Annotated in this window: 18 protein-coding genes and 1 riboswitch; of the genes, 16 read left to right on the forward strand and 2 right to left on the reverse strand. The window is 37.7% G+C overall.

Annotated features, from left to right (window positions below; genetic code table 11):
• The first annotated feature begins 2 nt into the window (after positions 1-2).
• The 14 genes from EL194_RS00875 to lysS all read left to right on the forward strand — a co-directional run bounded on the left by EL194_RS00875 (position 3) and on the right by lysS (position 13,260).
• Positions 3-611, forward strand: coding sequence for an L-threonylcarbamoyladenylate synthase (locus EL194_RS00875; protein WP_013853437.1), 609 nt, complete (start codon positions 3-5; stop codon positions 609-611).
• Entirely contained in the window at positions 608-1,063 is a 456-nt protein-coding gene (gene rpiB, locus EL194_RS00880) for a ribose 5-phosphate isomerase B (protein WP_003774323.1), read from the forward strand. Before EL194_RS00875 ends, rpiB begins: the two co-directional genes overlap by 4 nt.
• Positions 1,060-2,292 (forward strand): serine hydroxymethyltransferase, encoded by a 1,233-nt coding sequence (locus EL194_RS00885; protein WP_003774325.1) that lies wholly within the window; start codon positions 1,060-1,062, stop codon positions 2,290-2,292. Before rpiB ends, EL194_RS00885 begins: the two co-directional genes overlap by 4 nt.
• A complete protein-coding gene (gene upp / locus EL194_RS00890; protein WP_003774326.1) occupies positions 2,289-2,909 on the forward strand; it encodes a uracil phosphoribosyltransferase in 621 nt (206 codons plus the stop codon). Before EL194_RS00885 ends, upp begins: the two co-directional genes overlap by 4 nt.
• A gap of 70 nt (positions 2,910-2,979) precedes the next feature.
• Positions 2,980-3,714: a copper homeostasis protein CutC gene (locus EL194_RS00895; protein WP_003774329.1), complete on the forward strand. Its 735-nt coding sequence runs from the start codon at positions 2,980-2,982 to the stop codon at positions 3,712-3,714.
• 13 nt (positions 3,715-3,727) lie between these two features.
• Positions 3,728-3,785: riboswitch (Fluoride riboswitch) on the forward strand.
• Between the two features lie 39 nt (positions 3,786-3,824).
• Positions 3,825-4,976: a cation:proton antiporter gene (locus EL194_RS00900; protein ID WP_034886665.1), complete on the forward strand. Its 1,152-nt coding sequence runs from the start codon at positions 3,825-3,827 to the stop codon at positions 4,974-4,976.
• Positions 4,977-5,067: 91 nt separating this feature from the next.
• Positions 5,068-5,268, forward strand: coding sequence for a DUF1146 domain-containing protein (locus EL194_RS00905; RefSeq protein ID WP_003774332.1), 201 nt, complete (start codon positions 5,068-5,070; stop codon positions 5,266-5,268).
• A gap of 28 nt (positions 5,269-5,296) precedes the next feature.
• Positions 5,297-6,295: a rod shape-determining protein gene (gene mreB / locus EL194_RS00910; RefSeq protein ID WP_003774334.1), complete on the forward strand. Its 999-nt coding sequence runs from the start codon at positions 5,297-5,299 to the stop codon at positions 6,293-6,295.
• 89 nt (positions 6,296-6,384) lie between these two features.
• Complete coding sequence (locus tag EL194_RS00915; RefSeq protein WP_013853436.1) at positions 6,385-6,951, forward strand: hypothetical protein; 567 nt, start codon at positions 6,385-6,387, stop codon at positions 6,949-6,951.
• Positions 6,941-8,143, forward strand: coding sequence for a tRNA lysidine(34) synthetase TilS (gene tilS, locus EL194_RS00920; RefSeq protein WP_003774341.1), 1,203 nt, complete (start codon positions 6,941-6,943; stop codon positions 8,141-8,143). Before EL194_RS00915 ends, tilS begins: the two co-directional genes overlap by 11 nt.
• Positions 8,144-8,168: 25 nt before the next feature.
• Positions 8,169-8,708, forward strand: a complete 540-nt coding sequence (gene hpt, locus EL194_RS00925; protein WP_003774344.1) for a hypoxanthine phosphoribosyltransferase — start codon at positions 8,169-8,171, stop codon at positions 8,706-8,708.
• 13 nt (positions 8,709-8,721) lie between these two features.
• A complete protein-coding gene (gene ftsH / locus EL194_RS00930; protein WP_003774345.1) occupies positions 8,722-10,617 on the forward strand; it encodes an ATP-dependent zinc metalloprotease FtsH in 1,896 nt (631 codons plus the stop codon).
• Between the two features lie 54 nt (positions 10,618-10,671).
• Entirely contained in the window at positions 10,672-11,544 is an 873-nt protein-coding gene (gene hslO / locus EL194_RS00935) for an Hsp33 family molecular chaperone HslO (RefSeq protein ID WP_003774346.1), read from the forward strand.
• Between the two features lie 231 nt (positions 11,545-11,775).
• Positions 11,776-13,260: a lysine--tRNA ligase gene (gene lysS / locus EL194_RS00940; RefSeq protein ID WP_003774347.1), complete on the forward strand. Its 1,485-nt coding sequence runs from the start codon at positions 11,776-11,778 to the stop codon at positions 13,258-13,260.
• 37 nt (positions 13,261-13,297) lie between these two features.
• Here lysS and EL194_RS00945 read toward each other — a convergent pair whose 3' ends face one another.
• Together EL194_RS00945 and EL194_RS00950 are read right to left on the reverse strand one after the other, a co-directional pair.
• A complete protein-coding gene (locus EL194_RS00945; protein ID WP_003774348.1) occupies positions 13,298-13,837 on the reverse strand; it encodes a chromate transporter in 540 nt (179 codons plus the stop codon).
• Complete coding sequence (locus EL194_RS00950; protein WP_003774349.1) at positions 13,821-14,384, reverse strand: chromate transporter; 564 nt, start codon at positions 14,382-14,384, stop codon at positions 13,821-13,823. Before EL194_RS00950 ends, EL194_RS00945 begins: the two co-directional genes overlap by 17 nt.
• A 93-nt stretch (positions 14,385-14,477) precedes the next feature.
• Here EL194_RS00950 and EL194_RS00955 point away from each other — a divergent pair, with 93 nt between their 5' ends.
• Both EL194_RS00955 and EL194_RS00960 read left to right on the forward strand, forming a co-directional pair.
• Positions 14,478-15,329 carry a LysR family transcriptional regulator gene (locus EL194_RS00955; RefSeq protein WP_013853431.1) on the forward strand — a complete coding sequence of 284 codons (852 nt, stop codon included), beginning with the start codon at positions 14,478-14,480 and terminating at the stop codon, positions 15,327-15,329.
• Positions 15,330-15,390: 61 nt separating this feature from the next.
• A complete protein-coding gene (locus EL194_RS00960; protein WP_003774352.1) occupies positions 15,391-16,029 on the forward strand; it encodes an IspD/TarI family cytidylyltransferase in 639 nt (212 codons plus the stop codon).
• Positions 16,030-16,152: the final 123 nt, after the last annotated feature.

Here is a 16,152-nt window from a genome sequence, read left to right on the forward strand (position 1 = left end):
AAATGGATACAAAACGATTTAATAAAAATCAAAGTGATGACATTGCGCAAATGATTCAAGAGGGTGGGCTTGTCGCAATTATGACGGATACGGTCTACGGATTGGCTGCAAGTAGCGCAGATGGTTCGTTGTATCAAAAGCTAAAGGATGCGAAAGAACGTCCCGAGAACAAACCGTTCCCATTGATGGTTGGTTCCCTTGATCAAATTGAAAGTGTTGCGGAGTTAACAGACCGTGATCGTCATCTCATGAAAACCTTTATGCCAGGAGCTGTTACATTTATCTTTAATATCAAAGATGGTGTGTTTCCTTTCTTGGGCGATCAACGTACGATTGGTATTCGTATGGCAGATGATATATGGGTTCAAGACATTATTAACAAAGTAGGCTATCCAATTTGGCTTCCATCCGCAAATCGTTCAGGATTTGATACAGCAATCTCATCGGACATGGTGATTGATCAGCTTGATGGCCGTATTGAAGGTGTTGTTTTAGGAGAATGTGTCGGAGGAGTTTCATCCAGTGTGTTTGATATTACAGGGGATGAAATTAAATGTTTACGACAAGGTGTTATTACTTTAGAAGAAATTAATAAGGAGGTAGGATTATGAAAATCGCTATAGCAGCGGACCACGGAGGGTTTGAAACAAAAGAGGGACTCCGTTTAGTATTGGAAGAAATGGGACATGAGGTAAAGGATTTTGGGGTTTATTCTGAAGAATCGCAGGATTATCCTGATTTCGCATATCCTGCAGCAAAAGCTGTAGCTGAAGGTTTGTATGATCGAGGTGTAGTTGTTTGTGGAACCGGTGTAGGTGTTTCAATTGTCGCGAATAAAGTTAGAGGGATTCGCTGTGCTCTAGTAACAAGTACTGAGGTTGCGCAACTGACACGTGAACACAATGATTCAAACATGCTTGCATTGGGAGGGCGTACAACGCCTTATGAAACCAATGTCGCAATTCTTAAGACATGGATTGAGACACCATATAGCGAAGATGCGCGTCATGGTCGTCGTATTTGTAAGATATCTGATTTAGAGACCAAGGAGGGCCGTGAATGAGAGATACAAAGGTATTTGAAGCCATTGAATTGGAAGAGCAACGACAACTTGATCATATTGAGTTAATTGCGTCAGAAAATTATGTTTCAGATCAAGTATTGGAAGTAACTGGAAGTATATTAACGAATAAATATGCGGAAGGATATCCTGGAAAACGCTATTATGGTGGCTGTGAGTATGTCGATATAATCGAAAATCTAGCGATTGATCGTCTTAAAGAAATTTATGGTGCAGAGCACGCTAATGTTCAACCTCACAGTGGTTCACAAGCAAATATGGCTGTTTATATGACTGTGTTAGAACATGGTGATGTTGTTTTAGGGATGGATTTAAATTCTGGAGGACATTTAACGCATGGACACCAATTAAACTTCTCAGGTATTAATTACACATTCTTTGGATATGGTGTTGATAAACATACTGAGATGATTGATTATGACTATGTATTAAAGAGAGCTTTAGAAGTTCAACCTAAACTAATCGTAGCAGGAGCAAGTGCATACTCTCGTGAAATTGACTTCAAGCGCTTTAAAGAAATTGCGGATGAAGTTGGAGCATATCTAATGGTAGACATGGCCCATATTGCAGGTCTTGTTGCTTCAGGGCTTCATCAAAGTCCCGTCCCTTATGCAGACTTTGTAACCACGACAACACATAAAACACTTCGTGGACCACGTGGTGGCGCAATTCTCTGTAAAGAAAAATATGCGCGCAAGTTGGATCGTTCTGTATTCCCTGGTATGCAAGGGGGACCATTGATGCATGTGATTGCGGGAAAAGCGGTATGTTTCTATGAAGCATTGCAACCAAATTTCAAAACCTATCAACAACAAGTCATTCTTAATGCGAAAACACTTGCACAAGAGTTTTCAAACTTGGGATATCGCTTGGTAAGCGGTGGAACGGATAATCACTTAATCCTTGTGGATGTGAAAAATAGTATTGGAATGACCGGTGCTCATGCAGAAAAAGTTCTTGATAAAGTAGGTATTACCATTAATAAAAATGCAATCCCATTTGATACCGAACGACCTGCTGTTACAAGTGGAATCCGTCTCGGATCACCAGCGATGACAAGTCGTGGTTTCAAAGAGGAAGAGTTTAAGAAGATAGCTCACTGGATTCATGAAGCATTAACGCATTATGAAGACGACGAAATCTTGACACGAATTAGTAATGAAGTTAAAACGTTAACACGTCAATACCCGGTGAGAGGAGAAAGAATATGATTACAGTATTAAATCACCCATTAATTACACATAAACTTACACAAATGAGAATGGAATCTACAAAGACCAAAGATTTCCGTCAAAATCTTGATGAAATAGCAGGTCTTATGGCTTACGAAATTACACGCGATCTTAAATTAGACCCTGTAACGATTAACACACCATGTGGAGAATATGACACATTTGAAATGAAACGTGATGTTGTCTTAGTCCCAATTTTACGTGCAGGTCTTGGAATGGTTGATGGAATTCAAAATTTAATACCAACAGCTAAAGTAGGACACGTTGGTGTTTATCGTGATGAGGAAACACTGATGCCACATGAATACTTCGCAAAATTCCCTGAGAATTTAGCTGAGTCTGAAGTATTAGTTTTAGATCCAATGCTTGCAACAGGTGGTAGTGCCGATGCAGCAATTGAAATCGTAAAAAGACATGGCGCAAAAACAATTAAGCTTGTTTGTCTAGTTGGGGCACCTGAAGGTGTTGAACTTATTAAGAAGGCGCATCCAGATGTTGATATTTTCTTAGCAGCACTTGATGAAAAACTTAATGCAGATGGATATATTGTTCCAGGTCTTGGAGATGCTGGAGACCGAATTTTCGGTACAAAATAAATTCTAAACCACAGTTTTACTGTGGTTTTTTTATGTTTTGATATAATAGATACAAAAAGGAGTGAGCAAAATGATCGTTGAGGTATGTGCAGGAAGTGTCGAGGATTGCATCACTGCACAAACATGTGGTGCCAATCGTATTGAATTAAACAGTGGTTTATATTTAGGGGGGTTAACTCCAAGTGCAGGGATGCTTGTGTCTGCGAAACAACATACGAACATTCCAATTATCACCATGATAAGACCAAGAGGCGGGGGATTTTGTTATTCAGAATTGGAAGTGGAATCAATGATTTACGATGCTGAAAACTTAATTCAAAATGGTTCAGATGGACTTGTTTTTGGATTTCTTAACGAAGATTCGACTGTGAATATGAAACTTACTCAAAAATTTGTGGATATCTGTCATAATGCGGGAATTGAGGCCATTTTTCATCGTGCGTTTGATTGTGTTTTGGACCCGATCAAGGCAATTGAAGACTTAATTGCTTGTGGTGTTGATCGTGTTCTAACAAGCGGATTACAGGACCATGCAAGTGATGGCATTGAATTACTTACAGAACTTCATAAAACCTATTCTAAAGATATCGAGTTGTGTGTTGGTTCAGGTGTGAATGAATCGAATGCTTTAGAAATTGTGGAGAAAACAGGCATTCATCAACTCCATAGTTCGTTTAAGACATGGTATTTAGATCCGACGACAAAAAACGATTCAGTTTCGTACGCTTACAGTCATCTTGGAGATTATGATGGTGTCAGTGAGGACAAACTTAAATCATTTATGAGTACAGTTCAAAAGCAATAAAATATGGTATAATTTACAAAACGGTGATGGGGTTTGCCATAACTGCGACAGCTGATAACTCCTACATAAGACCACAGGGTCTTTTTGTAGGAGTTTTTTTTGGAGGTACTATGATATATACAATTTTACTAATCTTAATTCTAGGCCAAGTTTCAAAAAAAACGGCTAAAATGATGCATGTTCCAGCATTACTACTATTAATCATTCTTGGTATGACAATAGGTCCCTTTGGCCTCAATTGGATTCATCCAAGTATTCAAATGTTGTCATCTGAAATTCGAGGTTTTGCTTTGATCATTATTTTACTTCGCGCTGGTTTTGGTCTCGATCGCCAAAATCTTGCTCAAGTAGGTCGACCTGCATTTTTGCTCAGTTTTGTTCCAGGTGTTTTTGAAGCGGGAACAGTTATGATTTTAAGTATGCATTTTTTGAATTTTAGTTTTATTCAGGGTGGGGTGTTAGGCTTCATTTTGGCGGCAGTTTCTCCAGCTGTAGTGGTCCCAATGATGGTTTATTTAGAAAAAAATAGAATTGGCACCCAAAAAAAGATTCCAACTTTAATCCTTGCCGGAGCATCGGTGGATGATATTGTGGCGATATCAATATTCTCTGTTTTTCTCGGTTTTTCGAGTACGGGATGGATATCTCCACTTCAAATTATGCTGAGATTGCCCATGATGATCGTCATAGGATTTATTTCCGGGGTAATGCTCGGTCGAGTTTTAAGTGCTTATGGGAAGAATTCAAAGATAACTGTGTTTTTGATGTTGATGCTTGCTTTTTGTCTGCAAAAATCAGAAAAGTATTTACCGATAGCCTCATTATTAGGCGTGATGGTGAGTGCTGCAACACTTCGAGAACGTAACCAATCATTAGCCGTTTTTCTTTCTAATGCGATGGATTCACTTTGGGTTGTCGCGGAGATTTTTCTTTTTGTCTTAGTTGGTGCGCAAGTGGATTTTAAAGCGGCACAATCTTCGGGTATAATCGGAGTTGTAATCATTGTTTGTGCTCTTTTGGTACGTATGGTGGGTGTTTTTGTATCACTAATCAACACAGATTTAACCCTTAAAGAACGAATTTTTGTAGCAATTTCATACATACCGAAAGCGACAGTTCAAGCGGCAATTGGTGGGACACCTTTAGCCTTGGGTTTACCAAATGGTGAAGTAATTCTTGCGATTTCAGTTCTTGCGATTTTAATTACAACACCACTGGGAGCAATCGGAATGAACTTGACGGCGAAGCCACTCTTAGAGTGAACTAAAAATAAGAATATCGTAAATTTTGTTATTTTATATTATCAATGGAATTTCGGTGTGTTATTTGATATAGTAATATAGGTGAATAATTATGCATGATATCCAAAGAATTGTTTTATATTTCGTATGTTTTCTCGCAAGTGCTTATGCACTCAGAGGGATTGATTTTCATAAAGTGATGCGAAAAGGTAGTGAAACGCGTATTCAATTACTCTACATATTCTTATCTCTTGGATTAGGTTATGTTGTAGCGCAGTTTTTGATGGGATTATCATTCGCTTATTTCATGTAGAAAAGACGAGAGAATTGGAGGACAAAGAATGTTTTCAAAAGCAGTCGGAATTGACTTAGGTACCGCAAATATTTTAATTTATGTAAAAGGCGAAGGCGTCGTTTTAGACGAACCTTCAGTAGTATCCATTGATGCTGAAACTAAAAAATGCCTTGCTGTAGGACAATCAGCAAAAGATATGTTAGGGCGTACACCAGGACGTGTTCTAGCAATCCGTCCATTGAAGGATGGCGTTATTGCAGATTTTGAAGTAACAGAAATGATGCTTCAATATTTTGTTAGAAAATTAAACCTTAAAGGTATGTTTTCACGACCAACAATCTTAATTTGCTGTCCATCAAATATTACATCTGTAGAACGTAAAGCGATCAGTGATGCAGCTTATCGTGCAGGTGCTAAACGTGTTTACATCGAAGAGGAACCAAAAGTTGCTGCTGTCGGTGCAAATCTAGATATTTCAAAACCAGCAGGTTCAATGGTTTTAGATATAGGTGGAGGAACAACCGATGTTGCAATCCTTTCACTTGGTGAAATCGTAACAAGTACATCTCTAAAAGTTGCGGGTGACCGTTTAGATCATGATATTATCAAATATGTTAAAGATACATACAAACTTTTAATTGGGGATCGTACCGCTGAAGAAATCAAAACTCACATTGGGACTGCTCGTATCGACAGTGTCAAAGATATGGAACAAACTACGATTGCAGTTAGTGGTCGTGATTTAGTTACAGGTCTTCCAAATACAATTACATTAAAAGCAGAAGAAACAGCGAATGCTATGCACGAAAGTCTTCAAGACATTGTGCGCGCATGCCGTACTGTTCTTGAACAAACACCTCCTGAACTATCAGCAGATATTGTAGGACGAGGAATCGTACTTACAGGTGGTGGAGCATTATTACATGGCCTTGATGAATTAATTTCACATGAATTAAGTATTCCAGTTTATGTTGCTGAAAACGCACTAACCTGTGTTGCTGAGGGAACAGGAATCATGTTAGAAAACTTAGACTTAGTTCGATAATTACAACTAAGTGTTTTAAAAAGAGCCAATGGCTCTTTTTATTTAGGGAGTCTCCATATTCATGTATATCTAGTTTCGGAGGGGTTCTTATGATGAAACTAGAGCCAGGATGGCTAAAAAAATGTGAAAATCGATCTGTTAATCGGACTGTTGAAGAATATTTAGAGACTTATCGCAAGTATATTTATTTGTTACCACCATACTATATCCGTAAAGAATGTATCAGCGGACTGAATCGAATGTGTCGCCAGAAAAATTGGTCTTGTGAATCATTAAATATGACCGTGTCCATTGGTGATATCTGTTATATGGAATTTGGTCAAGCATTTATCAATGAAGCTGGTTATCAACATTTTGGATTGGTTATGGGGATATTCAACTATAAACTTTTCGTTGTTCCTATGACTTCAAATTTTGAAATCATTCGACAAGCGAGGAATATAAATCTTTTCGGAAAACGACATCTCTATTACATTGGGAAAATACCAGGGCTCAATAAATCATCGGTATTGTTTCTTAATGATTGTAAGTATGTTAATTCAGCAAGGATTATTTCAATTAATGGTCATATTGATCCAAGCAGTGCGATGTTTAAAGAGATTCGAAATCTAATTATAAAAGAGACGTTTGATATGGAGGTAAGCGATGATGCATAAAAAGTGGATAGTAGGTGTATCGGGAGGGCCAGATTCAATGGCGCTTTTGGATATACTTTCTAAACAAAACATACCATGTGTTGCAGCTCATGTTAACTATGGTAAAAGAGAAACAAGTAAACGTGATGAAGACATCGTTCGGAAATATTGTGAAAAAAACCATATCCCGTTTGAATGTTCAAACTACGAAGACGATGGAAAAAACCATAATTTCCAACACCAAGCACGTGCATTTCGCTATGCGTTCTTTAAAGAATTGGTACTTAAATATGATGCTGAGGGTGTAGCGATTGCTCACCACTTCAACGATGATCTTGAAACGTATCTTTTCCAGAAACAACGTAAAATGGAAAGTGAACACGTAGGATTGGCACAGTATACAGAAATCATGGATGTAACCGTGTGGCGTCCCCTATTGGATATGACTAAAGACATGGTTGTTCAATATTGTGACGACCACCAAATTCAATATGGCATCGATGAATCCAACTTGAGTCTTGACTATACGCGAAATCAAATTCGTAACGATATTCATTATATGGATGAAAATTCATATGAAAGTTTGGTAAAAGAAATGCTCGCTGCAAAGCAATATGGCGAAAAAAGGAGTAAAATGGTGAAGAGTATCGCACTTCAGCTGGATTCCAAAGTTAAAGTCGATATGTACGCTTTGATACAAGATGGTATAAGACCCCGTGTTCTCCGATTGTGGATGGCACAAAACGGTGTGGAAACACATACAATGAGTGGTCCTTTTCTTAAAGAGTTAGATACACTTATTTTGCAAGAAAAAGCTTTTATTCAGTTTGGAAACAAACGCCTAAGTTCAAGCTATGGTGAACTTGCAATTACAGACAACACACCGTATGAATATCATTTTACTCAAATATCGCATGTTACTACAGATCATTTTGTCTTAAGCGATTCGGGTCAAACGATACAAGGCGTGACGCTTTCGGAATCAGATTTTCCAATTATGATTCGAAATGCCCGTAAAGGCGATTCAATTAAGATGAGGTTTGGAACGAAGTCTTTAAATCGATTCTTTATTGATCGTAAAATACCACGTCATGAACGCGAAATATGGCCTGTTATTGTGAATTCATCGCAACAAATTGTGTTTGTTGTGGGAATGGGTTGTGATGAACATCATTACTCTAACAATCCCAATCTTTTTATGTTAGAATTATAATTATCGCAGGAGGATTATTTATAGTATGCACCAAGATGTAGAGAGTATTTTGATAAGTGAAGAAGAAATTGAAAAAAGATGTGAAGAACTCGGACAAGTTATCACTGAACATTATAAAAATGTAGAAGGTCCGCTCGTACTTGTGGCACTTTTAAAAGGATCCGTACCATTCCTTGCACGCCTCATTAAGTATATTGACCTTGATATCGAATTTGATTTCATGGATGTTTCAAGTTACGAAGGTACGGAATCATCACGCGATATTCGAATTTTGAAAGATTTGGATCGTTCAATTAAAGGCACTAATATCTTGCTTGTAGAAGATATTGTGGATACAGGAAATACCCTTAAAGCAGTTATTAAACTCTTAATGAATAAGGGTGCTAATGACGTCAAAGTTATTACATTATTAGATAAACCATCACGTCGTGAAGTTGATGTTTATGCTGACTTTATTGGGTTTGAAATCGAAAACCTATTTGTTATCGGTTTTGGTATGGACTATTATGAAAAATATAGACAATTACCATACATTGGAATTTTAAAAGATACAGTCTATAAGTAAGGAGTGAATCCCGTTGAAAAACAATAAAAAAAATAATATTATTTTGATGGTAATGACTGTGATGATGGCACTTGTTATCATGCAGTTAGCTGCACATCAAACACAGAAAGTTTTACCCGTTAAGGAGTTCTACAATGTTGTAGAAACTAAAAAAGTAGAAAATACAATTATTAAACCAAATAATAATGTCATTGATATTACAGGTGTATATGTTGAAAATGATCGAAAGATTGGATTCTCAACACGATTACCAAATACACCAGAACAACTCAATGCAGTAACGAAGCTACTTGCTGAAAAAGATGCAGCGATGTTAACAGCAGATCCAAATGAAAGTAATTTCTTTGTGGATTTCTTGCTTGTAATCATTCCTTACATTTTGTTGGGTGGATTTATGTTCTTCCTTTTCTCTAAAATGGGAAATGGAGGCAATAATAAAGCCTTTGAATTCAGTAAATCCCGCGCTAAAGTCCAAGGTGATATTAAAGTTCGCTTTAAAGACGTAGCGGGTGCTGAAGAAGAAAAAGAAGAAATGCAAGAGTTAATTGAGTACTTGCGTCATCCAAAACGTTTTGAAGCAATGGGTGCACGTATTCCTAAAGGGATGCTTCTTGTAGGTCCTCCAGGAACAGGTAAAACCTTACTTGCTAAAGCAGCTGCTGGTGAAGCAGATGTACCGTTCTATGCAATTTCCGGATCTGATTTTGTGGAAATGTTCGTAGGTGTTGGTGCAAGTCGCGTTCGCGATATGTTTAAAAAAGCTAAGGCAACAGCTCCTTGTATTATTTTCATTGATGAAATTGATGCTGTTGGACGCCAACGTGGTGCTGGTATGGGTGGAGGACACGATGAACGTGAACAAACACTTAACCAACTTCTTGTTGAAATGGATGGAATCGAAGAAAACTCAGGTGTACTCGTTTTAGCGGCTACTAACCGTGATGACGTATTGGATCCTGCGTTACTAAGACCGGGACGTTTTGACCGTACCATTACTGTTGGTTTACCCGATGTTAAAGGTCGTACAGAAATCTTACAAGTTCATGCACGCAATAAGAAAATTGCGGATGATGTTGTGCTTAAACACATTGCACGCCGTACTCCAGGGTTCTCAGGAGCAGATCTTGAAAACGTATTGAACGAAGCTGCAATTCTTTCGGTTCGCGAAAATAAAACGGAAATCACTACAGATATTATTGATGAAGCGATTGACCGCGTTATTATGGGACCTGCTAAGAAATCTAAAAAATATACTGAAAAAGAACGCTATATGGTTGCTGTTCACGAAACAGGACATGCAATTATTGGTATTAAACTAAAAAGTGCTGATAAAGTACAAAAAGTCACAATTATTCCACGTGGACAAGCAGGTGGATATAACTTAATGACACCTCGTGAGGAAACCTTTACTCAAAGTCGCTCAGACTTGATGGGTAAAATCACTGGGTACCTTGGTGGTCGTGTTGCTGAAGAAATTGTCTTTAATGAAATTTCCACAGGTGCATACTCTGATATTCAATCCGCTACCAAAATTGCACGTGCAATGGTTACTCAATATGGTATGAGTGACTTAGGGCCAATTCAATACGATAGTAATGATGGAAACGTTTTCTTAGGAAGAGATATTTCCCAACCTCAAAACTATTCAGGTCAAATTGCATTTGAGATTGACAAAGAAGTTCGTCATATTATTGATCAATGTAAAGAAGAAGCTCGTAAACTCATTGAGGAAAATCGTGAACTTCTTGACCGTATTGTTGAAGCACTTCTTGAATATGAAACGATTACTGCAGAGCAAATTCAAAACATTGTTGAAGGCCGTGAAGCCAATGATAATGGTGTTGTTGATGTTGAAGTTGTCAGTGAAACGGTTCAAGAACCTGATACAACAATTGATAAAGAAATTTAAGCTTAGAGGGAGCCCCAATTCGTTGGGGCTTTTTTAAGAAAAAAGGAGACAATTATGAGTGATAAAATCGTACGCGCAATGGCGCTAAATGGAAATGTTCGAATTTTTGTTGCAAAAACAACAAATCTTGTTCAAAGAGCACATGAATTACATGGTACTTATCCAGCTGCTTCAGCTGCTTTAGGTCGTACCTTAAGTATTGGCGCAATCATGGGGACAACACTGAAAAACGATGACGAAAAACTTGTTATCGAGATTCGTGGTGACGGTGAGTTAGGTAATATTTTGGTTAATGCAGACAATAAAGGCTATGTTCGAGGACTTGTTTCAAATCCATATGTTCATAAAGTTAACGGTATTGGTAAACTTGATGTCGGTGGATCTATTGGAAAAGGAACACTCAGTGTAACGCATGATGTTTTAGATGGTATGGCATTCAGTTCCCAAGTTGAACTTCAATCTGGTGAAATTGGGGATGATTTCGCGTACTATTATGCACAAAGTGAACAAATCCCATCAGCAGTTTCTGTAGGTGTGTTAGTTAATGAAGATTTATCCATTAAATCTGCAGGAGCAATCTTGATTCAAGTACTTCCATCAGCAACTGAAGATGATATCTCAGAAATTGAAAAAACACTTGCGAAACTTCCGCCTGTTTCAAATCTCATGGTAGACAAAGAAGCAATCGAAGTTTGTGCTGATTTGTTTCCGGATGTTCTCATTCTTGAAACAACGGATACTCAGTACTATTGCGGATGCAATAGAGAACAAATGGCTGATGTATTGCGAACATTAAGTACAGATGAACTGAAAGAACTGATTGCGGAAGATAAGGGTGCGGTTTTAGAATGTCATTACTGTCATTCAAAATATGAATTTACTGAAGATGATTTAAACGGAATTGTTCTAGAACGCAAGAAAAACTAAGTTCTATCATCTATATTTTAGAGAACACGAATACACAGAAACCATAAATTATGTTATGATACATCACGAAAAGCAGTGAATTTTAAGAATAATGTACAGCTGGTTTCGTAAGAATTAAAAATAAATTGTTGTTATGTGTGATTTTAACGGCTGTTTCACTAAATTAGATGAATTCATTGATAGAATTTGATAAGATAGAATCAGATTATTTACATAAGAAAGAGTGATAATATGGGACATGAATTAACAGAACAAGAAATTGTTCGTCGTGAGAAAATGGAGGCTTTGCGTGAACAAGGAATCAATCCCTTTGCAAGTGGATTTAAACCCGAAGAACGCTCATCCGACATCGTGGGGGCTTACGATAGCAAATCAAAAGAAGAACTTGCAGAACTTGAAGCTACCACCAAAATAGCTGGTCGTGTTATGACTAAGCGTGTCATGGGTAAAGCTGGATTTATGCATCTTCAAGACCGTGATGGACAAATCCAAGTTTACGTTCGAAAAGATACAGTTGGAGATCTCGCGTTTGAGTATTTTAAAGAACTTGATTTAGGGGATATTTTAGGTGTTGAAGGAACAATATTCCGTACAAACCATGGTGAATTATCCGTTAAAGCGAGTGAATTGACACATCTTACAAAAGCATTGCGACCATTACCAGATAAATTTCACGGTTTACAAGATAAAGAAGAACGTTACCGTCGTCGTTATTTAGATTTAATCATGAACGAAGACTCACGACGTACTGCGATGTTGCGTCCACTAATTATGCGTTCCATTCGAAAATTTTTCGATGACCGTGGTTTGGTAGAAGTTGAAACACCTGTTTTAACTCCAATCTTATCCGGTGCGGCAGCGCGTCCTTTTGTAACTCACCATAACACCTTAGATATGGAGTTCTACTTAAGAATTGCGACTGAACTTCCTTTAAAACGCTTGATTGTTGGTGGAATGGAAGGTGTTTATGAAATTGGTCGCTTGTTCCGTAATGAAGGAATGAGTCCAAAACATAACCCGGAATTCACGACAATCGAAGCTTATGTAGCCTACGCAGATATGTATGACATGATGGATATCAGTGAAGGATTACTTGAATATCTTGCACACGAAGTTTTAGGAACAACCGAAATCGTATATCAAGGTACTGAACTTTCATTAAAAGGTCCTTACCGTCGTGTACATATGGTTGATATCATTAAAGATGTTACTGGAGTTGATTTCTGGAACGTTAAATCTGATGAAGAAGCCGTTGCGATTGCGAAAGAACATAATATTAATATGGCAAAACACCAGTTATCATTTGGACACGTTGTTAATGAATTCTTTGAGACATTCTGTGAAGAAAAGATTGTTCAACCAACCTTTGTTTATGGTCACCCTGTTGAAGTGTCACCACTTGCAAAGAAGAATCCAGAAGATCCGCGTTTTACAGATCGATTTGAGATGTTTATTGATGCACGTGAGTATGCAAATGCATTCTCCGAGCTTAACGATCCTATTGACCAACGCGAACGCTTTGAAAGTCAATTAAGCGAACGTGAACTTGGAAACGAAGAAGCGAATGAAATGGATGTTGATTATGTTGAAGCGTTAGAATACGGAATGCCACCAACAGGTGGAATCGGTATTGGTTTAGACCGTCTCATCATGCTCTTAACAGACAGCGCAAGTATTCGTGATGTCTTGTTATTCCCACATATGAAAAAAAGATAAAGAAAAAGATACTAACTGTGTGTTAGTATCTTTTTCTTTATAAGAGCCATAGTAAACCAAGAAATGCTGAAAGAATTAGAATTTGAGTTGTCTGAAGTTTGAATTTATAACTCATTGCAAATACGATGATGAAAGCAACTACAGTTAAAGCGCTGAAGCTACTTTCATTTAGAAGCAACATAGAAAAAATAGTTACTGTCGCAAGACTGATCAGTGTCGCGGAACTGATGCGTAAGGATTTCAAAATCAATTCCCAGAGGTCTTTGTGACTCGCCTTTTCATAGGACCCATACACACTAAGTGTCAAGCTAACACCAATAAGTACACAACCAAGTGTTGCGATCATTGCGCCCGGTATCCCGGCAATCTTGAGACCCACAAAAGTTGAGATGTTTACCGTCAACGGTCCAGGCGTCATTTGGGAAATGGTTATCATGTTGATAAAGTCTTGGGTCGTAATCCAACCATGAATGTTGATAATTCTATTTTCGATGAGCGGAATGGTTGCGTAACCCCCACCAAGACTGAATAACCCAACATATAAAAACTCAAAGAATAATTTAATCAACTGTAACATGATGCTGCTCCCAACGATTAAACATAAACACGACCACAAAATTAAAGATTAGAATAAAAACAATATGAATCTTAAAGGCTAGAGATAGCAACAATCCAGTGAGATATATGATGACCGCAAATTTATGGTCTCTTTGGTATAAGTCTTTCACCATATCAAGGACCAATCGCACCATAATCACAGCAACTCCAACTTCTAATCCTTTAAATATTGCTTGTATTAGGGCTTGTCCCATAAAGAAATCATAAAAATAAGTAATGACAGAGATTATAAATAAGGGTGGTAAGATGGTCCCGATAAATGAAGCGAATCCTCCAGCTTTACCATTGATTTTATATCCGACTCCTGTTGCGAGATTTACGGATATGGCACCGGGTGCAGATTGAGCAATCGCAGCAAGATCTTGCAATGTTTCCTCGGTGATTAACTGCTTCTCCTCAACATACTTTGTGCGTAAAATTGGGATGGTAATATACCCTCCGCCAAACGATACAGCAGATAAAAAGAAGGACGTATAGAATAGTTCTAAATTTGATATTTGTTTCATAAAAACCTCCGCTTGTATTATAGTTGATTCTCAGTGATAATTATAATAGATAGAAGTGATGACGGTATAAGCAAACCATTATGGAGGTGGATTATGAATATTCGACTTTTAAAAATATATAAAGAAGTCTATGAACTTAGATCAATTACAAAAGCAACTGAGACATTGTACATCTCACAGCCTGCAGTATCTCAAGCGATTAAGGAACTGGAGACGGTCTTGAATCGTAATCTCTTCGTGCGTAAGTCGGGAGGGATTGAACCCACACCGTTTGGTGTCCAGTTTTACCTTCAAGTGACTCATTTTCTAAAAGGTTATCATCAATTTGAAGCGGATGTACTTAAACTCAATCAGTCGAATCCTCTAAGAATTGGATCAAGCATCACTGTCGCAAAGACAACATTACCTGATATCATCAAAAGATTTGAATCCTTACATTTAGATAATAAAACCGAAACAACAATCGCAAATGCGCAAGATGTGCTTGCACTACTAATTGAGGACAAAGTAGATGTCGCTATAATTGAAGGAACAATGCATGATGAGACATTTGAGACAATACATCTCGGATTTTATAACTTAAAATTTTTCTCCAAGTATGAACTTAATATTTCAAATCTCGAAACTTTACTTCAACATAGAGTATTACTTCGTGAATCAGGAAGTTCAATTCGTAATGCGTTTGAAGCGTTGCTTTTAGAAAATAAAATGATTTATCAGCCGACATGGCAAGCGGTTAACTCAGAAGCGATTCTTTTTGCAGTTAGTCAAGATTTAGGAATTGGTTTTTTACCTGAAGTTCTCATTCATAATGAATTTTATATCTATAACGATATCACAAGTGATATCACAACCCCGATAACCTTATGTTATCGGAAAAACCAAGTTTTTGAGGATCCTTTAAATGAATTTGTGGATATTGTTATCAAGGCATTTGGTAAATAATACGAATTCCTTTAATCCGAGCCTGTGATATGTTAGAATACTAAAAAAGAAGAGGTGACTTATGGATTATTCAGTATTAATTGTTGCCGCTGGAAAAAAAGCAGCAGAAGGTGCAAGTTACGCAAAAGCACTTGCCTCATTTAATGACTCAAAAAGTGTTTTAGGTCAGACAATTTCAGTTTTCATGCATGATGCACAGTGCAAACAGGTTGTTATTGTTGCGAGTTCTGCCGATATGACACGTGTTGTAAAGTCTAATGGCAGTGGTAAGATTGTTTATGTTAAAGGCGGTAAAACACGTCAGGAGAGCGTGCTAATTGGTCTTACAGCGGTTTCAGAGGATGTTGTCCTTATCCATGACGGTGTACGTCCTTGGTTGCGTCAAGGTTTAATTGATAAACTGCTTGTTCGCATGCAAACTGAAAAAGCATGTGTACTTGGATTGCCTCCAACCAGTCGTATGTGCCGTGTTGTTGATGGATATATTGAGTCAACAGTTGATACTGATTCATTCATTCAAACACAAACACCGCAGGCATATCACACGTCGTTTATTTTAAGTTGTTATGCGAAAGCGAACCGTTCGGGCGGAACGTTTATGGATGATTCAGAAGTAGTCTCTGCATTCTCAGATGTTAAGATTGCGGTTGAAGCGGGCGATTCGAGAAATCGTCGATTTATTCTAAAAAAAGAAGATTAGGACATAGGGTCTGCGAAACTTATTTAGTGATGACGGAATAGGTTTACATAGACCTTTTTGTTTGGTATAATAAAGAACGGATAAAATATAAAAAAATATCCTTGCTCGAAAGGGCCATAGACC

The organism is Erysipelothrix rhusiopathiae, assembly GCF_900637845.1.
In the GTDB taxonomy this organism is placed as follows: domain Bacteria; phylum Bacillota_I; class Bacilli_A; order Erysipelotrichales; family Erysipelotrichaceae; genus Erysipelothrix; species Erysipelothrix rhusiopathiae.